The organism is Microbacterium sp. A20, assembly GCF_004794515.1.
Classification (GTDB): Bacteria; Actinomycetota; Actinomycetes; order Actinomycetales; family Microbacteriaceae; genus Microbacterium.
Map to the genome: position 1 here is coordinate 97,325 of NZ_SSDF01000084.1, position 26,449 is coordinate 123,773.

Consider the following 26,449-nt stretch of genomic DNA (forward strand, 5'->3'; position numbering starts at 1 on the left):
TTACGTCCGAGGCGTGCCGCGGCATCCGTTCCCCGGGGCGGGAATCAGGCGATCTGCGCCCGGACGGATGCCGCGGCCACGGCTCAGTGCGCGGCGAGGGACCGCTCGCCCTGCATCGGCATCAGCTCCTCCTTGGTGCCTCGCACCAGGAACACCGCGATCACGGAGGCTGCGACCATGAAGACCGCCGCGGCGATGAACGTCCACCCGTACGCATCGGTAAGCTGCGACGGCGCCAGCTCACCCTGGGCGTGTCCGCCCACGGCGGCGGCGTACACGGCGGTGAACACCGAGAGTCCGATCGACCCTCCGATCTGCATCGCCGAGTTCGCCATGGCGGACGCGACGCCGGCATCGTGCGGAGCCACCCCCGACAGCGCCAGGTTCTGCAGCGGGATGAAGATGAACGCCATCCCGACGCCGAGCGCCACCAGCGCAGGGGCGACCTGCACGAGGTACGCGCCGTCCGGGGTGATGCCCGAGAGGTACACCATCCCCGCGGCGGCGAGCAGCGGGCCGACGATCAGCATCGGTCGCGGCCCGATCACCGGAAGCAGCCGGGTCGCGATCGGCGCGATGATCATGGTCGCGATCGGCAGGGGCAGCGTGGCGAGCCCCGCCGGGAACGCGCCCATGCCGAGCACGAACTGCAGGTGGAACGTGAGGTACATCGTGGCGCCGATCATGATCGCCCCGGCGACGCCCTGGATGAGGAACGCCCCACCCCGGACGCGATCGGCGACGATCCGCAACGGCAGCAGCGGCTGTGCGACCCGGCTCTCGATCCAGACGAAGAGCGCGAGCAGGACGACCCCGAGCACCAGGAACGAGATCGTCAGCGGATCACCCCATCCGTGCTCGGCGAGACTGAACCCGTAGACGAGCGCTCCGAGCCCGAGGGTCACCGTGATGGTGCCCCAGACGTCGTACCGGTTCTCACCCTCGGCCTTGCTCTCGGTGAGGAAGAGGGCACCGCCGATGAGACCGACCACCACGAAGAAGACGTTCACGAAGAGACACCAGCGCCAGTCGGCGAACTCGGTGAGCAGCCCTCCGAGCAGGAGGCCGACCGCGGCTCCCGTTCCGGCGACGGTCCCGAACACGGCGAAGGCGGTGTTCCGGTCGCGGCCGGAGGGGAACGTCACCGTCAGCAGAGCCAGCGCCGCCGGGGCGAGCAGCGCGGCGAAGACCCCCTGGAGCCCGCGCGCGAGGATGAGTTCCCAGCCCTGCTGTGCGAATCCGCCGTACAGCGACGCCGCCCCGAATCCGATCATGCCGATCATGAAGATGCGCTTGCGCCCGATGTAGTCGGCGAGGCGTCCGCCGAAGAGCAGGAGCGCGCCGAACGCCAGCGCGTAGGCGGTGACGACCCACTGCCGCTGCCCGTCGGAGAGGCCGAGAGCGGCCTGGGCCCGCGGGAGCGCGATGCTCACGATGGTGCCGTCGAGCACCACGACGAGCTGAGTGAGGGAGATGACGATGAGTGCCCACCACCGGGAATGTGGATGGGCGCGCAGGGACGAAGACATGGAAAAACCTCCGGTGTCTGATGAGGATGCCGGAGGTTTCGAGCCTCGGATCAGCGCGTACCTGGACGCCTGACCACCTCAGCCAACGGGGCTGAGCAGAACTCCATTCTATCGCATGATGTTCGAGGAGGAAGCGGAAGGTCCCCTGACCCACCCTCGTCGCGACGATCGACACGCGGTGATGCGAGATGCGCTGTGCACCATCACCTGTGCGGCGTGCGGGGCTGCGCGATGCGATATCAGGGCTGCCCTCCGCCCAACAGGTGCCGGCTTGCCCCGCCGGCTGAGGGTTGTGCCCGCTTCGTCGCGACTACCGACTTCCGCTCTCCTCCTCGAGGTCGTTCGCCCAGTTCGCCTGCTGGATCCGGTTGTCGAGCTCGCGCAACTCCTGTGCGACGGCGTCGGCCCTCGATCGCAGCTGCGCGACCGGCAGCGCCGAGACCTGCCGCAGCTCCGACCTCATCTGGCGCAGGTACTGGTCGTTCGAGCCGGATGCCGCGGCCGCCGCGTCCGTCAGCACGGAGTGGCGCAGACGCAGCACATCGCGGGCGGCGAGCGCATCCGTCATCGTGCCGTCGGCACCGAGGTCGAGCCGCGCGTTGGTCGCGTTGATGCGACGGATCAGGTCGCGCAGCTGGGTCAGCGCGGCGTCCGCTTCGACGATGAGCGCCGCGGCGTCCTCGGCCGGCTCCTCACCCTCCTGGTAGCGGGCGTTCGCGACGATGCGGGCGCGCAGCTGCTCGATGCGGCGCTGCAGATCGGCGCGTGCGGTGAGGGCCTCAGCGAGTTTCATGGGCCCATCCTCGCAGCAGCGGGCCGTAACACGGCGTCATAATGCACGCGAGTCAACGCGAGCGCAGCAGCGGCGCGTGCTCGGGGTGCGCTGCGAACCAGTCGGCGACGTACCAGCAGACGGCGTCGACCTTGCGGTCGCCGCGCTCCTCGATGTCGGCGACGGCCCCCTCGACGACCTTCCCGGCATAGCCGTGGCCGCGGAAAGTCGGGACGGTGAAGGCCCTGGTGAGGGCGATCGTGTGTCCGTCGTCGCGGTAGTCGAGAACGCTCACGAGCTTTCCGTCGCGCATGAGCGTGTAGCGCGACGCGTCCTTCTCGTCGGTCAGGATGAAGCCGCCGACGGTGTGCGAGATCGTCATCCGAGCAACGTTACGCCCGCTCGCGGACGCCCGGGCGTTTTGACATGGGCGGTCACGATCGGACATAATCCCCCCATGACCACCAACGCAAGCCCTTTGTCCGCCCAGGAGGCGAACAGGACTGCCGGGATGATGATGCCCGGTCGCGTTGGCATGTGTTGCCGAATGTGTCGCTGAACGAACAGCCACCCCGCCTGACCTGACGCCTCGCCATCTGCGAGGGCAGAGTCACCGAGCATCCACCCTTTGCTCGCTTCCCGGCTCCGCCGGTCATTCATGCAACGCATCAGAGCCCCGCTCGATCCGGGCTCACGTCCTGAGGACTCATCATCATGTCGAACACCGCACTTCTCGAGCGTCCCGCCACCACCGCCGCGATCCGCACGCAGCCCGAGACCGCTGCCCCCCTGGCCGCCGCCGGCGCCGATCTGCCCGCCGTCCGCTCGCCCCGCGGCTTCGCCCTCTATGTCGGACTCGACGAGATCAAGGCAGCCGAAGCCGGAGTCAGCCTCCCCCTCCTCGTCGACGCGCTGCGTCGCACCCTCGCCGAACTCGCACCGGGTGCCGAGACGCACGCCACGGTCGCCCTCGCCCCGCACGGCTCCGGAGGCCGCGACCTCGACGTCGTCCGCCTCGCCCTCCAGGAGCCGGGTGCGATCGCCCGCACCAAGGCCGCCGCCGAAGAGGACGTCGTGGAAGAGGAGACGGGCGTCACCGTCGACATCTCCCGCAAGCGCGTGCTCATCGACGGAGAGTCCGCGGCCTTCACCTACAAGGAGTTCGAGCTGCTGCAGTACCTGGTGCTCCGCGAGGGACGCACCATCGAGCGCAGCGAATTGGTCTCGGCGCTCTGGCAGGCACAGGACGACGAGACGCCCGGCGAGCGCACGATCGACGTGCACGTCCGCCGCCTTCGCGCCAAGCTCGGCCGCTACGAGGACATCGTCCGTACCGTGCGCGGCATCGGGTACCGGTTCGACCGTCACGCCGACGTCGTCATCCGCTACGGCCACGGCACCCCCTCGCCCGACCGCTTCTGAGCGCCCTCGGGTCCGTGTCAGGGCCGGCGCGTAGGGTGGGCGCATGACCCTGATCGAGCATCCTGCGACGACCGACGCCGCGTCTGCGGATGGTCGCAGTGAGACCGTTTACCGGCCTCCGCACCCGCTCGATCTCCGACGCACGGTCGGCATGCTCCGACGCGGTGGCACCGACCCGACGATGGTCATCGACGGCCCCGTCATCTGGCGCGCCATGCGCACGCCGCTCGGGCCCGCGACACTCGCCCTGCGCATGTCGGGCGAAGAGGTCAGGGCCGCGGCCTGGGGCCCCGGAGCCGAACACGCGCTCTCACTCGTGCCCGCCCTCTGCGGTGCCCACGACGATGCCGGGGACTTCGATGCGTCGCGGCATCCCCTCATCGCCGATTCCGCGCGCCGACACCCGGGCCTGCGGCTCGCCCGCACCGACGAGGTGTTCGACGCTCTCGCGTGCGCGATCATCGAGCAGAAGGTCACCGGCATGCAGGCCTTCGGCGCCTGGCGCTGGCTGGTCTCGCGCTTCGGCGAGCGCGCACCCGGTCCGACGCCGCGACCGATGTTCGCTGCTCCCGCTCCCGAGCAGTGGTACCGCATCCCGTCCTGGGCCTGGCACCGCGCCGGGGTCGAACCGCCGCAGTCCCGCACCATCGTGCGCGCGGCCGAGCGCGGCGACCGCATCGCCCGCGCTGTGCACGCGGCTGCTCCCACGGGCGCTGACCGCGACCGTGTGCTCACCAGCCTGCCGGGTGTCGGCGTCTGGACGGCGGCGGAGACCCGTATCCGAGCCCTGGGCGATCCCGATGCGGTCAGCGTCGGCGACTATCACCTCGCCCACGAGGTCGGCTACGCGCTGACGGGCAAACGCACCGACGACGAGGGGATGCTCGAGCTCCTCGCACCTTGGGCGGGTCAACGGCAGCGCGTCGTGCGCCTCATCTTCGCCAGCGGTGTTCAGGAGCCGCGCCGGGGGCCCCGTCTCGCGCCCGAAGACCATCGCCACCGCTGACGCCGCCACCTATGCTGGTGCCATGTCCCGTTCTGCGCTGCGCATCTCCATCACCGTCGGCCTGCTCATCGTCGGCGTCGTGGTCGGGCTGATCTTCCAGAACGTCTGGCTCGGCGTGCTGCTGGCTGCCATCGTCTGGCTGGGATGGTTCCTCGGATACGAGTCGCGCCGAGGCAACAACGCCGGCGTCAACGACGAGGACCACGGCATCGAGCTCTGAGAGCAGCCTCGCGCACCGCATCCGTCCCTCAGTAGTAGACGGCGAGGGGTCCCGAGGGGCCGTCGACGACGTGGACCGGGGTGTCGAACACGCGCGTGAGCACGTCGTCGGTCATGATCTCGGCCGGTGAGCCGAACTCCACCACCGCCCCGTCCTTCATCGCGCAGATGTGATCGGAGTAGTGCCCGGCGAAGTTGATGTCGTGCAGCACGATGACGATCGTGCGTCCGAGCTCCTCCGCGGCCCGGCGCAGGTGCTTCATCATCTGCACCGCATGCCGCATGTCGAGGTTGTTCAGCGGTTCGTCCAGCAGCACGAATTCGGTGTCCTGCGCCAGGACCATCGCGACATAGGCGCGCTGGCGCTGGCCACCGGAGAGCTCGTCGAGATAGCGGCCCTCGAGCGGTCCGAGGTCGAGGAAGTCGATCGCCTGACTGATGATCTCCTCGTCCTCTCGGTTCAGTCGCCCCTTCGAGTGCGGAAAGCGACCGAAGCCGACCAGCTGACGCACGGTGAGCCGGGTAACGAAGTGGTTCTCCTGCCGCAGGATCGACACGACCTTCGCCAGGTCCTTCGACTTCGTCGAGGCGACATCGAGTCCGGCGATCTCGATCGCGCCGGCGTCCATACCGTTCAGTCGGCCGATCATCGTCAGCAGGGTCGACTTGCCGGCGCCGTTCGGTCCGATGAGCGCGGTGATGCCTCCGGCGGGGATCTCGAGGTCGACGGGGCCGATCGCGACCTCGCTGCTGTAATCACGGCGGACGCCGTCGAGTGAGATCACAGTCGGCCCTTTCTGAGGATGACGATGAGGAACACGGTGCCGCCGACGAGCTCGATCAGGATCGACACCATCCCCTGCGCGTAGAAGACGTTCTTCATCACGAAGTACGCGCCCGCGAGGATGGTGAACGCCGTGAGCACCGCGACGGGGAAGATGAGCCGATGGTCGTGCGTGTCGGCGAACTGATACGCGAGGGTCGCCACCAGGAATCCGAGGAACGTCATCGGTCCGACGAGCGCGGTCGATGTCGCCATCAGCACCGCGACCAGGAAGAGCACGATGAAGAGCTCGCGTCGATGGTCGACCCCGAGGGAGCGCGCGGCATCCGGCCCGAGCGCCATCAGGTTGAGCCGCCGGGATCGCAGCCACAGCAGTGCGGAGGCCGCGACGACCAGGGGAATCGCCAACGGGAGGTAGGAGGGATCGGCGTTGGACACGTTGCCGAACAGCCGGGCGGCCAGCACGTCGAACTCGCTGGGCGTGAGCAGGCGCTGCATGAACGTGGCGATCGCGCCCAGTCCCCCACCGATCACGATGCCCACCAGGAGCATGATCTGCAGGTTGCCGTATCGCCCGGACAGCAGCCAGCCGTAGAGCGCGACCGCGAGCCCGACCATGATCGCGACCTGGATCGCGAACTGGCCGACGCCTTGGATCGCCACGAGCCCTGCCACCCCGAACAGGTACACCGTCGAGGTCTGCACCACTCGGTAGAGCGACTCGAACCCCATGATCGACGGGGTGATGATGCGGTTGTTCGTGACCGTCTGGAAACTCACCGTGGCGATGGCCTGCGCGACCGCGACGAGCGCCATGACCGTCACATCGATCCCCCGGTGCTGGGCGATGCGCCAGAACCCCGTCGAGCCGACCGGCATGGGGTTCCCCCAGGCGAGCAGGCCGAAGCCGGAGCCCGCGGCCAGGACGACGAGGAGGCCGAGCACGATGAGGTACCGACGGCGCGCACGAGGGGTCGTGAACGAGCCCGACGATCGCGGCACCGGAACCGGAACCGCCGCCACCTGCTCCCCCACGCCGCTAGCCACGTCGACGCTGCCTGAGCAGGAGGAGCACGAACACCACGGCGCCGACGACACCGAGGATCAGCGACACCGGAACCTCGAACGGCATGATGATCGTGCGTCCGATGATGTCGCACACCGTGACGATCGCGATGCCGAGCAGGCACACCCACGGCAAGTTGCTGCGGAGGTCGTCGCCGCGCACCATCGAGACGATGTTCGGCACGATCAGTCCGAGGAAGGGCAGGTTGCCGACGACGACCGTGACCACTCCCGTGGTGATCGCGATGAGGACCGTGCCGAGCAGGATGATCCGGTTGTAGTTCACCCCGACGTTCGTGGCCACTTCCTCGCCGAGGCCGGCGATGGTCAGCCGGTCGGCCACGAAGAACACGATCACCCCGATGATCGCCACGATCCACAGCATCTCGTACTGGCCGCGCATCACCGAGGTGAAGCTGCCGGCGAACCACACGCCCAGGATCTGCAGGGAGTTCGTGGCGAGCGCGAGATAGGTCGACAGGGCGCCGACGACCGCCCCGAGCATGATGCCGACGATCGGGACGATGAGCGATGACTTGAGCGCGACGCGGCGCAGGAAGGCGAAGAAGACCATCGTGCCGATGAACGCCGCGAGCACAGCGCCCGCCATCCGCAGCGGAAGCGACGGCTGCGGGACGAGGATCATGACCGTCAGGAGCCCGAGTCCCGCCCACTCGGTGGTTCCGGTCGTCGTCGGCTCGACGAAGCGGTTCTGGGTGAGCAGCTGCATCACGAGGCCCGCCATCGCCATCGCCGCGCCCGAGAGGACGAGGGCGATCGTCCGGGGCACGCGCGTGATCTGGAACATCTCCGCGCCGTCGTCGGCGCCGGCGATGTCGTACACACCGGTGAAGAGCGAGATGACGAGGAGCACGACGACGACGAGCACGCCGATGAGCAGCTTGCCGTCGAACAGCCGCCCGGCGTACCGGGGCGGCGGGGTGGTTTCTGTGGGGGTCATGATGACGGTGCGGCGGCACCCGAGTCATCCGGATGCCGCCGCCGTACTTTAGTTCTTCGCTGCCTCGAGGGCGTCGGCGAAGTCCTCGAGGAACGTCGTGTACGTCTGGATGCCCTCGTTCAGGTAGGTGTCGGTGGGCATGTAGACGATCTGCTCGTCCTTCACCGCCGTGACGCCGGCGAGCGCCTCGGAGCTCTCCAGGATCTCGGCCGCCTGCACGTAGTCGGGGGTCTCCGCGGCGAACACGGCGTCGCGGTCGAGCACGAGGATCCAGTCAGGGTTCGACGCCGCGATCGCCTCGACCGAGATCTCGTCGCCCTGGTGGTCGTCGGTCGCGTCGTCGACCTCGAGCGCGGGAGTCAAGCCGAGGATGTCGTAGATCGGGCCGAGCGAGCGGCCGACGGTCGGGGCGAGGTATCCGATCTCGCCACCCGAGGTGTTCACGGCCATGACGGTGTCGGCGTCGTCGTAGGCGTCCTTGGCACGCTCGACCGCGGCATCGAAGTCGTCCACCAGCTTCTTCGCCTCGTCCTGCTTGCCGAAGATCTCGCCGAGCACGGTGACCTGGCGCTTGAGCTCCTCGTCGAAGGGCTCGCCCTCGCGCGGCTCGAGATCGATGATCGTGGCCTCGGGCACGAGATCGGCGATGGCCGCGTTGTGCTGCGTGAAACGCTGACCGCTGATGATCAGGTCGGGCTCGACCGCGACGACGGCCTCGAGGTCGGGCTCGCTGTGCAGGCCGATGTCGACGATGCCGTCGTCCTTCACATACGACACAGTCTCGGGCATGAGTGCCACAGCACCCGCCGAGAGCTCGACTCCCCAGTCGGAGAGCGTCTGGAAGGTGCGGTTGTCGAGGGCGACGACGGAGGCCGGAGGGGTCGCGATCTCGTGAGTGCCGGTGTTGTCCTCGATCGTGACGGATGCTGCCGCCGGTTCGGTCTTCGCCGGTTCGGCCGTCTCGCCGGTAGCGCAGCCGGCGAGGACGAGGAGGCCGACGAGGGCGGTGCTCGTGGCGGTGAGGGTTCTGGGCACGGACATGGAGAGACTCCTGTTCTGCGGGATCTGTGCGCACACGATGGCGCCGGGACGACGAGGTTAGGGTGACCTTCCCTCGGCTTATTTAGGTTAGCCTTACTTCATGAGCGATACGAAATCCGGCTTCTCGATCGAGCGTCGCGGCCTCGAGCTGCGCTTCCGCAACGTGACTCTGAGTGCCCGCGAATGGTTGGCTCCGGACTTCGTGCGGGTGCGGCTGACCGGTTCCGACCTCGCCGGCTTCGAATCGCGGGGTTCCGACGACCACATGCGGCTGTTCTTCCCGGCAGGGCCGGTCGGCTCCGTCGAGGAGCTGCGTGCGTCGCCCAGCCGCGAATACACACCGCTCGCCTGGGGCGAGGACTGGCTCGACGTCGAGTTCGCCGTGCACGGCGACCAGGGCGTCGCGGCGCCGTGGGCGGCGACGGCACCACTCGGTTCCTCGATCGGCGTCGGCGGACCCCGCGGCTCGGCCGTGATCGAGGGCACCCCCGGCTCCTGGCTGCTCGTGGGCGACGAGACCGCGATCCCCGCCATCCGGCGCTTCGCCGCGCTGATCCCCACGGGAGTCCCGGCACGCATCGTCGTGGAGACGGTGAACCAGGGGCGCGAGTTCGAGATCGAGGCGCCGGTCGAGATCGAGTGGCTGCACCGCGGGGATGCTCCGTCGGGCTCAGCCCTCATCGCCTTCCTCGAGGCGCTCACCGCAGAAGACGCCGTCGGGTCCGACCCGTTCGTCTTCATCGCGGCCGAGCAGTCGATCGTCAAGCCGGGCCGGGCCCTGCTCGAGCGCTGGGGAGTCGACACCGCGAACGCCGTCGTGAAGGGCTACTGGAAGCGCGGCGAAGCCGAGTACCACGCACCGCACTGACGCCGTCTCCGCTTCTGCAGCGTCCCTGTCGGTGGGGGTGGGTACCGTAGGTGCGTGCCGTGGTTTCCCGCTGTCTCGAGGGTGGAGTGCTCATGAATGGTGACCGCCTGCAGCGGTGCGCGAAGGACCGCGCCGAGGAACTCCCCGGATCTCGTCTCGAGCATCCCTTCGGTCCGGAATGGGACGTGTTCAAGGTGCGTGACAAGGTGTTCATGCTGCTCACCGCGTTCACCGGAGCGGAGATCGTGACCCTCAAGGCGGCGCCCGAAGACGGCGACGCGCTTCGCCGGCAGTTCGACGACATCATCCCCGGCTATCACATGAACAAGAAGCACTGGATCACGCTCCGCCCAGGTGGGAAGCTGCCGGAAGACCTGGTCCGGGAGCTGGTGACCGAGTCTTATCTTCTCGTCGTGGAGAACCTCCCCCGGCGTCAGCGGCCCGTCGACCCCGCCACATTCGGGAGGATCGCTCCCTGAGCCTGTCGGACCCTTCTGCAACACTGGGGGCATGGCTCTTCTCGATCATCTGGGCATCACCGTCGACGACCTCGAGCGCGGCCGCGCGCAGTTCCATCCGGTCCTCACCGCTCTGGGCTACCGGAGCGGCGGCGAAGACGACCACTCGGTCTCCTGGAACAACGGCGACGAGACCGAGATCATCCTGTACACCTGGGACGAAGACTCCGCCCCGCACCGGCACGGCAAGATCGGCTGGCAGCACATCGCCTTCGCGGTACCGACGCGCGAGGAGGTCGAGCGCCTGCATGCGATCGCCGTCGAGGCCGGGTGGACGGCGGTGCGCGAGCCCAAGGAGTACCCCCGTTACTCCGAGCGCTACTACGCCTCTTTCGTCGAAGACGCCGACGGCATCCGCATCGAGTTCATGTACAACCCGCCGCGCGAGACGGCTTGACTCCCGGGCGTGTCGCCCTCTAATGTGGCAAAGCTGTGCCGATCGGCGCAGCACGCCAGCCCAGGAGTCGACGGATGACCGCCCAGCGGAACCTTCCCATCGGAGCGGTGTTGCAGCTTCAGCCGAAGTTCAATGACCGCTACGAGTCGTACCCTCCGGCGCGCGCCGTGTGACAGCATCCGCTCTCGCAACGCCCCGCACCGTCAGGTCCGGGGCGTTTTCCGTATGGAGAGCAGAACCTTGACCTGTGGCTGGACACCACCACAAGGAAAGGAATCATGGAGAGGCTCTCCACACGGCTGCTGTCGTGGGCATCGCTGATCGACGAGAAGACACTCGCTCAGGCGCACACCACGGCCCGCATGCCGTTCATCCACCCGCACCTGGCGCTGATGCCGGATGCACACCTCGGCAAGGGGGCGACGGTCGGCTCGGTCATCCCGACGCTCGGCGCCATCATCCCCGCGGCCGTCGGTGTCGACATCGGCTGCGGCATGATCGCCGTCCGCACCCAGTTCACGAGAAGCGACCTGGGGGGCCGCGACCTCGCAGAACTTCGGGAGCAGATCGAGCGCGCCATTCCGCTGTCGGCCGGCCGGTACAACCGCAAGGTCGTCACGACGGCCGAGCCGCGCATCGCCGAGCTCGAGGAGCTCGCCGAGAAGAACGGCTTCGACCCCGCACAGTATGCCGGGAACTGGCGGCTGCAGCTGGGCACGCTCGGCTCCGGCAACCACTTCATCGAGGTGTCGGTCGACGAGCTCGACCGGGTGTGGCTGTTCCTGCACTCGGGCTCCCGGGGCGTCGGCAACAAGATCGCCGGGCACCACATCGGTGTCGCGCAGCGGCTATGCAAGCAGTGGTGGATCGACCTCCCCGACCCCGACCTGGCCTACCTCGTCGAGGGCACGCCGGAGTTCACGCAGTACATCCGGGAGCTGCGGTGGGCTCAGCACTTCGCCCTGTTGAACCGGGAGGAGATGATGGACCGGGTCATCCGCCAGGTGTCGGGGTTCCTCGACACCGCGGTGGACGAGCAGGAGCGCATCAACTGCCACCACAACTTCACCGAATCGGAGAAGCACTACGGCAAGCAGGTGTGGGTGTCGCGGAAGGGTGCGATCCAGGCCGACGCCGGTCGTCCGGGGCTCATCCCCGGGTCGATGGGCACCGCGTCGTACGTGGTCGAAGGGCTCGGCGACCCGCAGTCGCTGAACTCCTCACCGCATGGCGCGGGGCGCGAGTACTCCCGGTCGGCCGCGAGGCGGACGTTCACGCACGGCCAGCTGCGGGAGGCGATGACGGGCATCGAGTTCCGTGACACCGACGCCTTCATCGACGAGATCCCGCAGGCGTACAAGCCGATCGACCAGGTGATGGCGGATGCCTCGAGCCTGGTGTCGATCCGGCACACGCTGCGGCAGCTCGTCAACGTGAAGGGCGACTGAGCAGGACCGGGCGGTGGGACCCCCACCGCCCGGTTCGTGTGCCGTCCACGTGGAGGCGGATCGACTGCTCCTCCCCCGGACCGCTCGAGAATGACTTGTCCCCCATTGCCGGGGCACCGATATCTTCGCCGCTCCCGCCCTGGCAGGCTTGCGGAATCGATGCGACGATGACGTGGTGGAATTCATGAATAACGCGCAGATCTGGACCATGATCGGGGCGTTCAGCGCGCTGATGTTCAGCACGTTGACCGTGGTCTCCACGCTGTTCATCCACGTCGTCCGCAGTGAGATCGGCGGACTCCGCAACGAGATGAACGCGCGGTTCGACGCCGTGGACACCCGGTTCGATGCGGTGAACACACGCATCGACGGGCTCGACGGCGACGTGCAGGCCATCGTGAAGCGCACCTTCGGGTTCGATCGCGACTGATCGGCCCGACGTCAGACGACCGGGGCGACCTCCGCATCAACCGACCGATCGGTGAACGCGGTCTTCGGCACGAACACGAGGATGACCGCCGCGGCTAGTGCGGTAACTCCGCAGACGATCCAGACGGTGAAGTAACCCGCGAGCGAACCGGCGGTCCCCTCCGTCGCACCGGCAGTGGTGGCGACGCCGTGCAGCAGCGCGATGCCGAACACGCACGAGGCGATCGCCCCGCCCACGGTCTTCACCGAGTTCGTGAGCCCCGTGGCGACGCCGGTCTGCGTGGCAGGAGCAGCCGAGGCGGCGGCAGCGGGGAGAGCGGCGACCAGCGCGCCGGAGCCGAGCCCCACGACGACCATGTTCGTGATGACCTGACCGTACGTGTCATGGAACGGCAGGAAGAGCAGGAAGCCGAGGCCCACCAGTACAGACGCGCCCATCAGGGTGACCCGCGGAGTGGCCCAGCGCGCGAACGTCGGGAACAGCAGCGCACCTGCGATCATCGCCACGAGGTACACGCCGATGATCAGCGAGGTCGCGAAACCGCTCGTCCCGAGACCGTAGCCGTAGACCGACGGGTCGGTGCGCGCGAACGTCGACAGCGGCGCCTGTGCACCGAGCACGCTGACCCCGAAGAGGCCCGCGGTGAGGAACACCGGGCCGAGTGCGGGCGAACGGAACATGCGCACGTCGATGAGCGGGTCGTCGCAGCGCAGCTCCCAGAGCACGAACGGGATCACCAGCAGCACACCGAAGACGACCACGGCCCAGGACCACGGATTCACGAGGCCGCCCTCGAGGCGGAGCAAGCTGAGTCCGCCGGTGAAGCAGACGAGGGCGAGGGAGATCAGCACGAGGCCGACCGTGTCGAAGATGCCGCCGGTGGGCTCCGGCGATTCTTTGACCCCGAACAGGATCACGAAGAAGCACACCACGATGAGCACGGCCGGGACCAGGAGGACGACGGTGAGCGGCAGCACGTCGATCAGCGCGCCGCCGACGAGAGCACCGATGATCGCACCACCTTCGAGGGCGGCGACCAGGAGACCGGCCGCCTTGGCCGTGATCGAGGAGCGTCCTTCCATGCGGCGCGACCGCGACCAGATCAAGGCGATCTCGAGCGGGAGCCACACGACGTAGAAACCCATGAGCGCCCATGCCGCGAGGAACACGCCGAAGGAGTCTGTGAACGGCAGCACCAGGGCCGCCGCGGCGGTCACGGCGGTGGAGATCAGCAGCATCCGCTTGTGTCCGACCATGTCGCCGAGCTTCGCGAACGCCGGGACGACGAGCGCCGACAGCATGAGCTGCGTGCCCTCGAGCCAGTTCACGTCAGCGTCGTGGATGTCGAGGTGGCGGGCGATGTCGCTGAGCATCGGCGTGTAGTAGCCCTGCAGCACACCGCTCGTGAACTCCACGAATGCGAGGAAGCCGACGACGACGGCGAGGGTGCCCAGAGTGCGGGTGCGCGTCATCGCGTCTCCTGCTTCTTGTTCGGGTACTCCCGCGCGGGGCGGGAGGAGGGTGAGATCACCCTAGCTGTTCGAGGAGTGCGCGATGGAATCGCTCTCCGCGCTCCAGGGCAGCGATCTCCACGCTCTCGTCGACCCCGTGGATCGAGGCGCGCTGCGCGTTCGACATGTCCAGCGGAGCGAAGCGGTAGACCGCGGGCGAGAATCGATGGAAGTGCCGCGAATCGGTGGCGGCCATCATCACGTACGGAACTGCCGGCACCCCGGGATGCGAGACCTCGAGCGCCGCCGCGAGCAGGGCGAACTGCGCGTTGTCGGTGGGCGACTCGGGCGAGGGCTCGCTGGCCTCGACCACCTCGACGGACACGAGCGGATCGCGGATGCGGCGGCGCACGCGGTACACGGTCTGCTGCGTCGTCTCCCCCAGCGCGATGCGGAGATTGACGGTCGCGGATGCCTGGGAGGGCAGCACGTTCGCGGCCGTCCCGCCCGACTGCATCGTCGGGGCGACGGTCGTGCGTACGAGTGCCGCGGGCTCGCCGCCGAGTGCCGCGAAAACCTGCCCGGTCAGCAGAGGCGCCGAGCCGAGGAAGCGCAACAGGTGGCGCGCCGGCCCGGGCGTCTGCGCGGCCAGCTGCGACAGCATCCGCAGGACCGCCTTCGAGGCGCGAGGACGGAAAGTCGCGGGTCCGAGACGGTCGACGGCTCGGGCGATCCGTCGCACGGCGGTGAGCGACGGCGGGGCCGATGCGTGCCCACCCTCGCCGCGCGCCGACAGCCGCAGCGTCATGACGCCCTTCTCGCCGACGCCGATCATCGCCGCCCGACCGGGGACGAAAGGCAGCGGCGCATCCACGACCGCTCCGCCCTCGTCGACCACCAGCCACGGAACGATGCCGCGTGCACGCAGCACCCGCGCGATCTCCTCGGCCGCCTTCCCGTACGTCTCTTCGTTGCCGCCGAACGAGAGGTAGACGTCGCGGGGCGGGACGAATCCGTCGGCGAGCAGATTCTCGACCGCTTCGAGCACGACGATCAGCGGGCCCTTGTCGTCCAGCGCGCCGCGCCCGAACACCGAGCCGTCGGCGATCACGCCGTCGAAGGGCGGATGGGTCCACGCGTCGCTCTCGTCGACCGGGACGACGTCGTAGTGCGCCATCAGCACGGCGGGGCCACCCGGGGCCACTCCTCTGCCCGCCCAGTGGAACAGCAGCCCGAAGTCGGTGTGCCGTTCGAGTCGCAGCTTCTCGTGCGTCAGCGGATAGAGCTCGGCGATCAACGCGACGAAGTCCTCGAACGGGGTGGCCCCGCGCTCGTCGAGCTCGGCGGAGACCGTCGGGATCCGGATCATCTGCGAAAGCCGTTCGGCGATGCCGGGGCGCACGGTCGATGTGGTCACAACCGCCATCGTACCGAGCGCCCAGGCATCGCCCGGAAGCGGTCTCGCGCTCGGGGACTCGTCACGAACGAATTCGGCAGCAGCCTCACATTTCGAGCACCTGTCCGGTCAGCTATGCAGAAGGATGTACCGAGAAGAAGAAGGAGCACACATGAGAATCGCCGTCGCAGGAGGAACCGGGACCGTGGGCCGGCACACCGTGGAGGCGGTGCAGGCAGCGGGGCATGAGGTGGTGGTGCTCAGCCGATCGCAGGGGGTCGACCTGGTGACCGGGCATGGACTCGAGGCCGGCCTCGCCGGTGCGGACGCGGTGATCGATGTGGCGAGCATCCAGACCCTCAAGGCGAGCGCGGCGATCGAGTTCTTCACCGCCGCGACCGGGAACCTTCTGTCGGCGGCAGCGGATGCGGGGGTCCGTCACGTCGTGTTGCTGTCGATCGTCGGGATCGATCGCATCCCCTACGACTACTACGCCGGCAAGGTCGCGCAGGAGAAAGTCGTCGAGGCGTCACGCGTTCCGTGGACGATCCTCCGCGCGACGCAGTTCCATGAGTTCGCGGGTCAGATGTTCGAGCGGGCGAAGGTCGGGCCGCTGCACCTCGCGCCGAACGCGCGCACCCAGCCCGTGGCTGCCGCGGAAGTCGGCGCGCGCCTCGCCGCACTCGCCGCAGCGGAGCCGCAGGGCCGTGTGCGCGACTTCGCGGGCCCGCGCGAGGAGAGCCTGGCCGCCATGGTCCGCGCCTTCGCCCGCCGCGAGGGATACCGCGGATGGATACCGGCCCTGAACGTGCCGGGACCGCAGATGGCGGGGATGCGCGCGGGGCATGCTCTGCCCGGGCCCGATGCGGACCTGGGCGTCCAGACGTTCGCCGAGTGGCTCGCCGAAGGGCAGCGGCCCTGAGCACCGTGGGAACAGTGCCGTGACCGCTGCTGTTGCACCACAGAGATCCGACGCCGATCCGAGGAGGTGCGCATGGAACTGACCCTGATCTCATCGTCCTTCTGCGGCGCGTGCGCTCGGACCAGGTCCGTGTTGGCCGACGCTGCTCGGTTCCTTCCGGATGCCACGATCACGGAGATCGATGTGGCCCGCGATCCCGATGCCGCCGAGGCGCTCGACATCGGCTTCACCCCGACCGTGATCATCCGCGATGCATCAGAAGTCGAGGTGTTCCGCGCGGAGGGCGTGCCGACGGTCCCCCAGGTGCTGACCGCCGCGGTCAAGGCACTCCCGGACTGAGGCGATTCCATCCTCGTCGGCCCCTTGCGAACGCAGGTTTCCGGGCGCAGACTGAGCGTCAGCGATGCCGTCACTTCACTCACACCTTCTGGAGTCCGCATGCCTGCTCTCAACCCGTATCTCTCGTTCCGCACCGAAGCCCGCGAGGCGATGGAGTTCTATCAGAGCGTGCTCGGTGGTGAGCTCGTGATCAGCACCTTCGGAGAGTTCCCCGACATGGTGCAGGATCCGAGCCAGAAGGACCTCGTCATGCATGCCCAGCTCGATGCCCCCGGCGGACTCGTGCTCATGGCGTCCGACTCTCCCGACGGCATGCCCTATGAGAAGCCGCAGGGGTTCTCGGTCTCGCTGAGCGGCAACTCGCAGGACGCCACCCGGACGGTGTGGGAGAAACTGGCCGAGGGGGCGACGATCACGATGCCCCTGGACGTGCCGCCGTGGGGCGGACTCTTCGGCATGCTCATCGACCGCTTCGGCATCCCGTGGATGCTGCACGGCGACCCGGAGGACTGAGCGGGAAGACTGAGCACGCTGCTCAGCGCGGCTGCACGGCGCGACACGCGAGGTGCAGGGCGAGCCTCGCCTCGGGATCGGTCATGTCGATGCCGAGGAGTTCCTGCACGCGCCGGATCCGGACCATGACCGTGTTGCGGTGCAGGCCGAGCGCCTGCGCCGTCGCTGCGATGCCCGACTCGTGGTCGAGGTACGCCGAGAGCGTGGTGAGCAGCTCCCCGCCCCCGACGCGCAACGGCGCCAACAGTGATTCCGCCGCCGGGACGAAGGTGTCGTTCCCGGTCCAGGCGAGAAGCAGCTGCTCCAGGCCGAGGCTGTCGACCCGCACGAACCATCCCGTCGCGGAGCGCGATGCCGCGATACGCGCCGCGTCGCCGGCCTCGTCCAGAGTCGTGGCGAGGCCTTCCGCCCCGGCCTGCAACGAGCCCACACCGGTCGCCACGGTGAAGTCGCGCAGGACTCCCAGGTGCAGCGCGCGCAGAGCGGCCACGGCGCGCTCCACCCGATCCGGGTCCGGGGCCTCCGGGAACGACAGCCATCCACTGAGCCCGCGGCCGGCCGTCGTCGCATGCGCTTCTCCGTCGATCGCCGAGAGAGCAGCGCTGACCGAACGCAGCAGCGAGAACGAATCGAGCCGTCCCCTCGCCACCACCCGGAAGCCGATGTGATACCCGCCCGTGCGCCAACCGCGCTCCGCCATGCGGCGCTCGACATCGGCATCGGCCGCCCCGTGCAGGTCGACGAAGTCGCGAAGGAGACCCGAAGACACGGCGACGTCGTTCACGGCCGCGACCTCGTCGATCAGGATGCGCGCCGCGACGGCCGGCATCGCGATCTCGGCGGCGACCGAGAGGGACTGCACCTGCGCCTCGCCGAGCCCGCGCCCGAAGAGCACGAGCCGCAGACCGCTGCGCCCCGGGCTGTCGACGCGCACGGACGCCGCCGCTGAACCGTCCGCGCTCGCCTGATCGAGCCAGGAGTCGAAGCCGATCGCGGCATGCAGGCGTTCGTCGAGATGGGCACCCGCCTCCTGCAGCACACCGGACGAGTCGATCAGCGCGGCCCCGACACCGAGGTTCGCCGCGATGTGCCCCAGCAGGTCGGCGAGGTCGTCGGCGGCGTACTCGAAGGACTGGGCGACCTTTCGCACCTGGCTGAGCGTCAGCGCATCGCGGGCCTCGATCAGCATCCAGCAGGCCTTCGCGAGCTGCACCGGTCGCTCGACGTCGAGCAGGCACAGACCGATGCGGTCCGCGAGCCGGAACGCGCCCGCGTCGAAGCCGACCGCACCGGGGATCGCGAGTCCCGTGAAACCGCGGTCGCGCAATCGACGCAGCAGCGCGTCCTGCTGCCAGGTCGCGCTCGGGGCAGCCGATGTGACGATCGCCAGCCGGTCTGCACCGCTCTCGGTCAGCTCCGCCTCTCCCGCCCCGACGGCGACCGCCTCCCACGCGGCATCCGAGGGGCCGGCGACTCTCCGCAGCCCGCCGTTCTCTGCATGGGCGAGCAGGGCAGGCAACCGCAGCCGCTCGATCACGCCGCATCCAGATCGTCGAGGCCGTAGGCCGACGGCAGCACCTTGGCTCGCCGATCCGACCGCGCGTTCCACCATGCCGGCGCGGGGACGGCGAAGACCGCCACGTTCCGGGCGAGACCCAGCTCGGTGGCCTCGAGGATCTCCCGGGACACCGCGTCGACGATCACGATGATCGTCGGGGCCGAGGCGACGAGGAGTCCGTCGGTGAGCACGGCAAGCGCCTCGGATCGGGTGACGACCCGGTGCACCGCACCACCGAGTCCGCTGATCTCGACCGCGTTCACGTGCGGGTCCTGGAGCGAGGGCACGACCGAGACGATGCGTCCTTCGGCGAGCAGTTCGGCCCCCAGGGCGTCGGCGAGGAGCGGCAGCGGCGCAGAGGCGTACTCGAGATAGGCCCTGCCGAGTTCGAGCGCGTGCGCGAGGTGGCCGCCGATCGCGTGCTCCCGCAGGTCGCCGACGGTGAAGCCGCCGAGCACCGCGCACCCGACGCCGCCGGCCTGGACGATCGCCGAGCGCACGACCCGTTCGGCATCGATGGCCCGATGCGCCTCCACGAGCGCGACTCCGTCGGCACCGGTGTCGCACGCGAACACGAGCCCCGGCACGCTGTCGACGAAGAGCGACATCTGATCCAGCCCGGGCACCGCGCGACCGGTGCAGTCCGCATCGACCACGACGTGCGATCCGGCGAGCGTCAGCGGCGCGAGCCCGTTCATGCCCCCGCCCTCGAGCGAGCAGACCGCGGGGATCGGATGCCCGACCCACCGCTCGACCGCGGCGAGGAGCCGGGCGAACGGCTCTTCCGCCGGAAGCCGCTCGCCGAGCAGCATCGTCGAGCCGACGAACGCGACCCCGAGGCAGGGCGTGTCCGGGTCGAGCGATGAGATCGGCGACACCTCGATCGGCCAGTCTCCGGCGCGCGCGAGCATGAGTTCGAGCATGGTCGTGGAGCCGCCGCCGCCCGAGCCGAGCAGCGCATACCCGCGGGCGAGTGCCGTGAGGTCGTCGCGCTGCAGCATCATGCGCTCCAGCCTAGGGAGAAACGCCCTCGCCTGCGGACAGGGCCTCGACCGGGACGAACTCCGCCGAGAGCCCGAATGCCGACGGGCCGAAGGCGGCGAGCGCATCGGGGGTGCGCATCATCTCGGGGGTCGAGATGCCCAGCACTCGCACGCGCTGTCCGTACCGGAGCCCCTCGGTCGTGATCGGCTCCGCCGTCTCGTGGTCGACCACGCAGATGAGGTCGGGCACGATCGCCACGAGGGTCTCTCCGCGATGCGCGATGAGGTTCTCGTTCTGGAACGCGATCTCGAACGTGTCGCCCTCCTCCGCCCCGAGCGGTGCGATGACCGCCCGCCCCTTGGCGAAGCCCTCGGTCGTGCGCCGCTCGACGTCGATGACCTTGCCCACGCAGAGCTCGCGCAGGTGCGGGTAGAGCGTCGTCGCGAGCGTGTCGGCGATCGCCTCGAACGGGGAGCGGTGGTCCTCGCGGGCGATCCGGATGGCGCGGCCCAGCGCGAGGGCCATCGAGATCGTGCGCGGCACCGCCGTCCGCCGCACGTCGGCTCCGGTCATCGCATACTCCGCGATGTGACCGACGCCGCCGAGGCGGATCGTGATGCCGCGGGCGAGCCACTCCATCTGCCGGTCGTCGTCGCCGGTGTCGATCACGACCTTCTCCCCGCGTTCCCCGGCGAGCGCCAACGGCGACCCGTGCACGCCGTAGACGGCGAAGGTCTCCATCGAGAGCTCGGGGAATGCGCGGCCCATGCCGTCGGCATCCACCACCGGGAGCCCGGTCTCGGCCGCGACGATGAGCGGGATCATGGAGTTGATGCCGCCGCACTCGATCGGCATGGTGGCATCCGCCTTCCGGCCGAGGTGCTCCTCGAGGGTCCGCAACGCGAGGGTGGGCTCGGTGCCGGCCGGGATCTTCTCGATCATCACGGTCGGCGCGCCCATCTGCGCGGTCGGGATCACGAACAGGTCGTCGGCGAGCTCGTCCGGGTCGAGGATCGTGATGCTCCCCTCCCCCAGCACCCGCTCGACGAGCATCTTGCCGATGTAGGGGTCGCCGCCACCGCCGGTACCGAGCAGCGTCGCGCCGCGGGCGAGGTCGGGGAGGTCCGCGGCGGTGAGCTGCCAGCTCATGCCGCGACTCCCGCCGATGGCGTTCCGGCGGAGATGCTGCCGTCGTAACGGTGCGCCGCCATGTCGTAGCCGAAGTAGCCGGGCCCGACCATGGCGAGAGCGGCCTCCGAGTGCCAGCGCTCGTCGGCCGGGGCCGCGATCACCCGCACGCGCTGGCCGTACCGCAGGCCCTCGGTCGTGATCGGCTCGCCGGACTCGCCGTCGAGCACCATGATCAGATCGGGGGTGGTCGCGAGCACCACCCCGTCGGCCTCGGCGACGAGATGCTCGTTCTGGAACTGCAGGGTCAGCGTGGTGCCGGCGTCCCCGTCGATGCGCGCGCGACCCCGGGCGAATCCGGTGGTCGTGGCGCGGTGCACGTCGACGACCTTGCCGTCGAAGAGCTCGCGCCCGCCGAGCAGGTCGACGACCGCGTCCACCGGGTCGGTCTTCTCGTCACGCGCGATGGCGATGCGCTGCCCGATCTCGATGCAGCGCGACAGCGAGCCCGAGACGAGCGACTCCCGCGCGGCTGTGCCCGACATGGAGAACCCGGAGATCATGACCGAGCAGCCCATCTCGACGCAGGCCACGCGGGCGATGCGCTCGGTCCAGGAGTTGTCGGCCGTCTGCAGCACGCCGGTGTTGCCCTTCTCGTCGCTGAACGCGAGGGGCGATGCGGTCACGCCGTACAGCGTCGGGAGCACCATCTGCAGCTCGGGGAACGCACGCCCCATGCCGTCGGCGTCGACCAGTGGCAGTCCGAGCGCGGCAGCGGCGGCGATCGGGATGGTCGAGTTCACGCCGCCCACCTCGGCACAGGCGATATGCGTGATCGGACGGCCGAGATGGACGCTGAGGGCCTTGACCGGTTCGATGACCTCGGCGAGGCTCGGCAGCTTCTCGACCATGACGGTCGGGGCACCCATCATGGCGACGAAGAGCGCGAGGGCGTCGTCGGGCACCTCTTCGAGGCCGACGACCGTGACATCACCGGAGGCGAGTGCCTGACGGGCGAGGAGGGCACCGATGTACGGGTCTCCTCCACCGCCGGTCCCGAGCACGGCGGCGCCGCGGGCGAGTCCGTCGATGTGGGCGGGGGTGATGGTCCAGCTCATGTCACGCCCCCATGTCGAGGTCGCCGACGGCCTTGACGCGGATGCGCGTGGCGTTGCCGGGGAGATAGGGAATGGGCACCTCGTCGAAGTCGATGATCGAGACGGTCGAGGGCCTCGCACCGGCGGCGATGGCTTTGTCGACGGCCTCGGCCCGTACCTCGGCGAGCGTCTCCTCACGGCGGCCGGGTTCGATCGCGTAGACCTTGTCGATCTCGCCGCCGACCTGCGCGATGGAGGCGCCGATGGCGTTCGCGACCGCGTAGTTCTCGGGGCGGTGCACGGTGCCGAACAGCGGCAGCTCATCGGGGAGCAGGATGGATCCACCGCCGACCGCGACCACCGCGATGGGCTCGGGCGAGGTGCGCATGCGGTCCACGGCCTCGGACACGCGCTCGGCGATGCGCGCCAGCACCCGTTCGACGAACGCGGGGTCGAGGTGGGCGACCTTGCTCGCATCGCCCACTTCGGCGCGACCGGCCGCCACGGCGATGTCGGTGGCCGTCAGGGTCGAGCCGCCGAAGACCAGGGCTTCCGTCGTCAGCTTGTATCCGACGGAGGCCGGACCGACCTCGGCCGTCTCCTCGTCGACGATGCTGCCGCCGCCGATGCCGAGCGAGAGCACGTCGGGCATCCGGAAGTTGGTCCGGATGCCCGCGACCTTGACCTCGTTCGCCGTCTCGCGCGGGAATCCGTTGATCAGCAGACCGATGTCGGCGGTGGTGCCGCCCACGTCGATCACCGCGCAGTCGTCGAGCCCGCTGGTCGCCGCGGCACCGCGCATCGAGTTGGTCGGGCCGGAGGCGAAGGTCGCGACCGGATAGCGGCGCACGTACTCCTCGTCCATGAGCGTGCCGTCGTTCTGGCTGAGGAAGATCGGCGCTTCGATGCCCTGGGCGCGCACGGCCGAGGTGAGACCGTCGACGATCTCGGAGGCGAGCTCGCGCAGCGCGGCGTTGATGATCGTCGAGTTCTCGCGCTCGAGCAGACCGATCCGCCCGATCTCGTGCGACAGTGAGATGGCGGCATCGGCACCGAGCACGTCGGCGACGATCTCGGCCGCCCGCACCTCGAGATCGTGGTTGACCGGGCTGAACACCGAGGAGATGGCCACCGAGCGGATGCCGTGCGCTTTCATGTCCTCGGCGTGCGCCCGGATCTCGTCGGGGTCGAGCGGTGAGATCGGTCGGCCGTCGAATTCGTAGCCACCGTGCGCGAGGTAGCTGCGGGCCTGAGTCGCCTCGACCAGCACCTCGGGCCAGTCGATCAGCGGCGGCAGCGCCCGCGTGGCCGGAAGCCCGAGCCGGAGCGCTGCGACCGGAGCCAGACGGCTGGCCTGCACGAGCGCGTTGATGAAGTGCGTCGTGCCGATCATGACGGCGTCGATGTCGGTGCCCTCGAAGGCGTGTCCGGCGCGCAGGTCCTCGATCGCCTGGATGATGCCGCTGGTGACATCGGGGGTGGTCGAGTGCTTCACCCCCGCCAGTGTCCGGGTGCCGTCCATGAGGACTGCGTCGGTGTTGGTGCCGCCGACGTCGATGCCGATGTGCATGATTCTCGCTTTCCTGTGAGGGGTGTCTGTCTCTGGTGGCTCAGGCCGCTGCGGTCTCTTCGACCGGTGCGGCCTGGCGGGTGGTCGCGACGCCGACGCCGCGGACCCAGCCGAGCTTGCCCGCCACGATGTACAGCGCCATCGAGAGGAAGAGGCTGAGCAGCGACGGGATGCCCCACGTGACGAAGTAGCCGACGAGAGCGGAGACCAGCCACACGACGATCGTCGCGGGGACGATGCGCGGCGCCGTCGTCGGGAGGGTGCCCGCCTCGCGCGTCGCGTCGAGGTCGGGACGCCAGCGGCGCACCACGTAGTACTCGGCGACCATGATGCCGGCGATCGGCGGGAAGGCGACGCTCAGCACGATCAGGAACTCGGTGAACTGACCGAGGATGCCGACCGCGGCGAGGACGGATCCCACGACACCCAGGACGATCGTCGTCGTCACGCGGTGCAGGTTCTTGCCGAACGCGGTGGAGATGAAGTTCACCAGCCCCAGCGTCGAGGAGTACAGGTTCCAGTCGTTGATCTTCAGGGTGCCCGTGAGCACGATGAACAGGCCGATGAAGCCGACCGACGAGGTCACGATCGCGACGATGTCACCCGTGGCGGCGGCATGGGCCAGCAGCACTCCGGCGAGGCCGATCACGAACTCGCCGAGCGAGACGCCCAGCACGGTCTGCTTGATGACGTCCGCGCGTGAGCGGTTGAAGCGGGTCATGTCGCCGGTGATGATCGCGCCGACGATGAGGCCACCGGCGACGATGCCGGTTCCCGCCCAGACGCTCATGCTCGGTCCGGGGGCGGGGCCCGTGAGCAGCTCGCCGATGTCGTGACGGCTCAGCTCGGTGATGACCGACCAGCCGACGAGGATCAGGAACAGCGGCACGGTGATGTTCGCGAGCCACTGCATCCCGACGAACCCGAAGGCCACGATCGCGGTGACGGCGAGTCCGAAGATGAGGCTCCATGCCCACACCGGCAGTGCGCCGGGCATGAGGGCGTCGAGGGACTGCGCGGAGATGGCCGACTGGATGCCGAACCAGCCGATCAGGCTGATGCCGATGGCGAGCCCGACCAGCGATGCGCCGATCTCACCGAAGCCGGTCCAGCGGGCCAGGAGTGCCGTGTTGAGGCCCTCGCGCTGGCCGATGAAGCCGACCACGCACATGATCACCTCGAGGATGAGCGAGCCGAAGAGGAAGGCGAGGACGGCCTCGCCGAAGGTCATGCTGTATCCGAGGGTCGCGCCGAGGAGGAACTGCGAGAGGGCCGAGACCTGTCCGAATCGCTGCACTGCGATGCCGAACCAGGGTTTGCGGGCCTCGGGAGTCACTCGGGAGAGCGCGAAGTCGTCTGCGTGCGCCGTGCGTGCCATGAGGGTCCTTCGGGGGGAGGGAACGGGTTGTGGGCCACAGTAGCCACGCCCTCCGGCCCGAGGATATGTGCACATCGCACGAGAATCACGTCGGTATGTGCGCATTGCACGAGACTCTCGCGCGGCGCTCGCGCCCGGGAGCCTCCCGCCGAGACCCCGACGAAACGCCGAGACCCCCTCCTGCCGACAGCGACAGGAGGGGGTCTCGGCGGGAAAGCGGGGCTTCGACGACCGCCCCGACGATCAGTGCAGCGCGTTCGTCTCGATGAAGGCGCGAAGAGCCTGCTCGTCGTCGGCCATCTCGGTCACGTGCTGGGGTGCGTCGAGCATCTCCTGCAGCTCCGGCGCGTAGCCGAGCTCGACGCCGATGGCCTCGTGGATCGTCTCGGCGAACTTCTCCGGCTTGGCCGTCTCGAGCACGAGCATCGGAACGCCCGGCTCCACATACTCGCGCGCGACCTTGACGCCGTCGGCCGTGTGCGGGTCGATGACCTCACCCGTGGTCTCGTACACCGAGCGGATCGTGGCCAGCCGGTCGGCGTGCGTCGAGGTTCCGCTGACGATGCCGAACTCCTCGAGGAAGCGCTCCTGCTCGGCCGAGAAGTCGAAGTACCCCTGCGCTTCGAGGTCGTCCCACGCCCCCACGACGCGGGCGGGGTCGCGGCCGACGAGCTCGAAGATGAAGCGCTCGAGGTTCGACGCCTTGGAGATGTCCATCGAGGGGCTGGAGGTCGCGAGCGTCTGCGCGGCGCTGCGCGGGCGGTAGACGCCGGATCGGAAGAACTCGTCGAGCACGTTGTTCTCGTTCGCGGCGAGCACCAGGCGGCGGATCGGCAGTCCCATCTGCTTCGCGAAGAAGCCGGAGAGGATGTTGCCGAAGTTGCCCGAGGGCACAGTGAAGGAAAGCTCGGTCCAGCCGCCGGCATCCGTCGCCCGCAGCCACGCCCAGAAGTAGTAGACGGTCTGCGCGGTGATGCGCGCGAGGTTGATCGAGTTCACCGCTCCCAAGTGCTGCGCGCGCTTGAAGTCGAGGTCGCCGGCGAGCTTCTTCACGAGGTTCTGGCAGTCGTCGAAGACGCCCTCGACCGCGATGTTGTGCACGTTCGCGTCGTCGAGCGAGAACATCTGCGCCCGCTGGAACGCGCTCATGCGCCCCTGCGGCGACAGCATGAACACCGCGACGCGCTCCTTGCCGCGGAGGGCGTGCTCGGCCGCGGAGCCGGTGTCACCCGAGGTCGCGCCGAGGATGTTGAGCACGGCGTCGTTGCGCTCGAGCGTGTACTCGAGCACCTGCCCGAGGAACTGCATCGCCATGTCCTTGAACGCGAGCGTGGGGCCCTCGGAGAGCCCGACGAGCGTCAGTTCGTCGTCGATCGCGCGCAGCGGCACGACACCGTCGGGGAAGTCGGCGTAGGCCGCGTCGGTCATCCGCGCCAGGTCGGCGCGCGGGATGTCGGTCGCGAACAGGCTCAGCACCTCGGTTGCGAGCTGCGGGTAGGTCAGTGCACGCCAACGCTCGAGCGTCTCGCCGTCGACGGTGGGCATGACCTCCGGCACCGCCAGTCCGCCGTCGGGCGCGAGGCCCTCCAACAGCGTCTCGCTGAACGACTGCGGCTGCATGCCGCCGCGGGTGGAGATGAACTGCACGTTGGC

27 protein-coding genes are annotated in these 26,449 nt (G+C 69.0%); 11 read left to right on the forward strand and 16 right to left on the reverse strand.

Annotation, left to right across the window (positions count from 1 at the left end; genetic code table 11):
- Nucleotides 1-83: 83 nt before the first annotated feature.
- The 3 genes from DW298_RS13590 to DW298_RS13600 form a co-directional block, all read right to left on the reverse strand.
- Complete coding sequence (locus tag DW298_RS13590) at nt 84-1,529, reverse strand: MFS transporter (RefSeq protein ID WP_136042992.1); 1,446 nt, start codon at nt 1,527-1,529, stop codon at nt 84-86.
- A 310-nt stretch (nt 1,530-1,839) separates the two neighbouring features.
- On the reverse strand, nt 1,840-2,322 hold the full coding sequence (locus DW298_RS13595; RefSeq protein WP_136042994.1) for a DIP1984 family protein: 483 nt from the start codon (nt 2,320-2,322) through the stop codon (nt 1,840-1,842).
- A gap of 52 nt (nt 2,323-2,374) precedes the next feature.
- Entirely contained in the window at nt 2,375-2,683 is a 309-nt protein-coding gene (locus DW298_RS13600; protein ID WP_136042995.1) for a GNAT family N-acetyltransferase, read from the reverse strand.
- A 332-nt stretch (nt 2,684-3,015) separates the two neighbouring features.
- Between DW298_RS13600 and DW298_RS13605 the strand changes: the two genes are divergently transcribed.
- Genes DW298_RS13605 through DW298_RS13615 form a run of 3 tightly spaced genes read left to right on the forward strand, consistent with a single transcriptional unit; the run spans nt 3,016 to nt 4,949 of the window.
- Nucleotides 3,016-3,723 (forward strand): winged helix-turn-helix domain-containing protein, encoded by a 708-nt coding sequence (locus DW298_RS13605; RefSeq protein WP_136042997.1) that lies wholly within the window; start codon nt 3,016-3,018, stop codon nt 3,721-3,723.
- Nucleotides 3,724-3,766: 43 nt separating this feature from the next.
- Nucleotides 3,767-4,729, forward strand: a complete 963-nt coding sequence (locus DW298_RS13610) for a DNA-3-methyladenine glycosylase 2 family protein (protein WP_136042998.1) — start codon at nt 3,767-3,769, stop codon at nt 4,727-4,729.
- A 22-nt stretch (nt 4,730-4,751) separates the two neighbouring features.
- Nucleotides 4,752-4,949 carry a hypothetical protein gene (locus tag DW298_RS13615; RefSeq protein ID WP_136043000.1) on the forward strand — a complete coding sequence of 66 codons (198 nt, stop codon included), beginning with the start codon at nt 4,752-4,754 and terminating at the stop codon, nt 4,947-4,949.
- Nucleotides 4,950-4,977: 28 nt separating this feature from the next.
- Here DW298_RS13615 and DW298_RS13620 read toward each other — a convergent pair whose 3' ends face one another.
- Genes DW298_RS13620 through DW298_RS13635 form a run of 4 tightly spaced genes read right to left on the reverse strand, consistent with a single transcriptional unit; the run spans nt 4,978 to nt 8,799 of the window.
- Complete coding sequence (locus DW298_RS13620) at nt 4,978-5,733, reverse strand: ATP-binding cassette domain-containing protein (RefSeq protein ID WP_136043001.1); 756 nt, start codon at nt 5,731-5,733, stop codon at nt 4,978-4,980.
- Complete coding sequence (locus DW298_RS13625) at nt 5,730-6,767, reverse strand: iron chelate uptake ABC transporter family permease subunit (RefSeq protein WP_136043003.1); 1,038 nt, start codon at nt 6,765-6,767, stop codon at nt 5,730-5,732. Before DW298_RS13625 ends, DW298_RS13620 begins: the two co-directional genes overlap by 4 nt.
- A 4-nt stretch (nt 6,768-6,771) precedes the next feature.
- Nucleotides 6,772-7,758: an iron chelate uptake ABC transporter family permease subunit gene (locus DW298_RS13630; RefSeq protein ID WP_136043005.1), complete on the reverse strand. Its 987-nt coding sequence runs from the start codon at nt 7,756-7,758 to the stop codon at nt 6,772-6,774.
- A 48-nt stretch (nt 7,759-7,806) separates the two neighbouring features.
- A complete protein-coding gene (locus DW298_RS13635) occupies nt 7,807-8,799 on the reverse strand; it encodes an ABC transporter substrate-binding protein (protein ID WP_136043006.1) in 993 nt (330 codons plus the stop codon).
- Nucleotides 8,800-8,899: 100 nt separating this feature from the next.
- Between DW298_RS13635 and DW298_RS13640 the strand changes: the two genes are divergently transcribed.
- The 5 genes from DW298_RS13640 (at nt 8,900) to DW298_RS13660 (ending at nt 12,460) form a co-directional block, all read left to right on the forward strand.
- Nucleotides 8,900-9,667 carry a siderophore-interacting protein gene (locus DW298_RS13640; RefSeq protein ID WP_136043007.1) on the forward strand — a complete coding sequence of 256 codons (768 nt, stop codon included), beginning with the start codon at nt 8,900-8,902 and terminating at the stop codon, nt 9,665-9,667.
- A gap of 92 nt (nt 9,668-9,759) precedes the next feature.
- Nucleotides 9,760-10,146 carry an MmcQ/YjbR family DNA-binding protein gene (locus tag DW298_RS13645; RefSeq protein ID WP_136043009.1) on the forward strand — a complete coding sequence of 129 codons (387 nt, stop codon included), beginning with the start codon at nt 9,760-9,762 and terminating at the stop codon, nt 10,144-10,146.
- A 31-nt stretch (nt 10,147-10,177) separates the two neighbouring features.
- Nucleotides 10,178-10,582, forward strand: coding sequence for a VOC family protein (locus tag DW298_RS13650; protein ID WP_136043011.1), 405 nt, complete (start codon nt 10,178-10,180; stop codon nt 10,580-10,582).
- Between the two features lie 278 nt (nt 10,583-10,860).
- Nucleotides 10,861-12,030 carry an RtcB family protein gene (locus DW298_RS13655; RefSeq protein ID WP_136043012.1) on the forward strand — a complete coding sequence of 390 codons (1,170 nt, stop codon included), beginning with the start codon at nt 10,861-10,863 and terminating at the stop codon, nt 12,028-12,030.
- Nucleotides 12,031-12,214: 184 nt separating this feature from the next.
- Nucleotides 12,215-12,460: a hypothetical protein gene (locus DW298_RS13660; RefSeq protein ID WP_240745133.1), complete on the forward strand. Its 246-nt coding sequence runs from the start codon at nt 12,215-12,217 to the stop codon at nt 12,458-12,460.
- A gap of 11 nt (nt 12,461-12,471) precedes the next feature.
- Here the strand turns inward: DW298_RS13660 and DW298_RS13665 are convergent, their stop codons facing one another.
- Both DW298_RS13665 and DW298_RS13670 read right to left on the reverse strand, forming a co-directional pair.
- Complete coding sequence (locus DW298_RS13665; RefSeq protein WP_136043015.1) at nt 12,472-13,932, reverse strand: MFS transporter; 1,461 nt, start codon at nt 13,930-13,932, stop codon at nt 12,472-12,474.
- 55 nt (nt 13,933-13,987) lie between these two features.
- The gene (locus DW298_RS13670; protein WP_168429459.1) at nt 13,988-15,337 is read right to left on the reverse strand and encodes a M20/M25/M40 family metallo-hydrolase; all 1,350 of its coding nucleotides are present in this window, start codon (nt 15,335-15,337) and stop codon (nt 13,988-13,990) included.
- A 142-nt stretch (nt 15,338-15,479) separates the two neighbouring features.
- Here DW298_RS13670 and DW298_RS13675 point away from each other — a divergent pair, with 142 nt between their 5' ends.
- From DW298_RS13675 to DW298_RS13685, 3 genes are all read left to right on the forward strand, one after another.
- Entirely contained in the window at nt 15,480-16,229 is a 750-nt protein-coding gene (locus DW298_RS13675) for an NAD(P)H-binding protein (protein WP_136043018.1), read from the forward strand.
- 72 nt (nt 16,230-16,301) lie between these two features.
- Complete coding sequence (locus DW298_RS13680; RefSeq protein ID WP_136043019.1) at nt 16,302-16,568, forward strand: thioredoxin domain-containing protein; 267 nt, start codon at nt 16,302-16,304, stop codon at nt 16,566-16,568.
- 99 nt (nt 16,569-16,667) lie between these two features.
- Complete coding sequence (locus DW298_RS13685; protein ID WP_136043020.1) at nt 16,668-17,081, forward strand: VOC family protein; 414 nt, start codon at nt 16,668-16,670, stop codon at nt 17,079-17,081.
- A gap of 22 nt (nt 17,082-17,103) precedes the next feature.
- Here the strand turns inward: DW298_RS13685 and DW298_RS13690 are convergent, their stop codons facing one another.
- The 7 genes from DW298_RS13690 to thrC form a co-directional block, all read right to left on the reverse strand.
- Nucleotides 17,104-18,618 (reverse strand): helix-turn-helix domain-containing protein, encoded by a 1,515-nt coding sequence (locus tag DW298_RS13690; protein WP_136043021.1) that lies wholly within the window; start codon nt 18,616-18,618, stop codon nt 17,104-17,106.
- Nucleotides 18,615-19,643, reverse strand: coding sequence for a DUF917 family protein (locus tag DW298_RS13695; protein WP_136043022.1), 1,029 nt, complete (start codon nt 19,641-19,643; stop codon nt 18,615-18,617). The genes DW298_RS13690 and DW298_RS13695 overlap by 4 nt, the downstream gene beginning before the upstream one ends.
- A gap of 10 nt (nt 19,644-19,653) precedes the next feature.
- On the reverse strand, nt 19,654-20,772 hold the full coding sequence (locus DW298_RS13700; RefSeq protein ID WP_136043023.1) for a DUF917 domain-containing protein: 1,119 nt from the start codon (nt 20,770-20,772) through the stop codon (nt 19,654-19,656).
- Nucleotides 20,769-21,869 (reverse strand): DUF917 domain-containing protein, encoded by a 1,101-nt coding sequence (locus DW298_RS13705; RefSeq protein ID WP_136043024.1) that lies wholly within the window; start codon nt 21,867-21,869, stop codon nt 20,769-20,771. Before DW298_RS13705 ends, DW298_RS13700 begins: the two co-directional genes overlap by 4 nt.
- Nucleotide 21,870: 1 nt before the next feature.
- Nucleotides 21,871-23,418 (reverse strand): hydantoinase/oxoprolinase family protein, encoded by a 1,548-nt coding sequence (locus DW298_RS13710; RefSeq protein ID WP_136043025.1) that lies wholly within the window; start codon nt 23,416-23,418, stop codon nt 21,871-21,873.
- A gap of 40 nt (nt 23,419-23,458) precedes the next feature.
- Nucleotides 23,459-24,796, reverse strand: a complete 1,338-nt coding sequence (locus DW298_RS13715; protein ID WP_136043026.1) for a cytosine permease — start codon at nt 24,794-24,796, stop codon at nt 23,459-23,461.
- 243 nt (nt 24,797-25,039) lie between these two features.
- Nucleotides 25,040-26,443: a threonine synthase gene (gene thrC / locus DW298_RS13720; RefSeq protein WP_136043027.1), complete on the reverse strand. Its 1,404-nt coding sequence runs from the start codon at nt 26,441-26,443 to the stop codon at nt 25,040-25,042.
- Nucleotides 26,444-26,449: the final 6 nt, after the last annotated feature.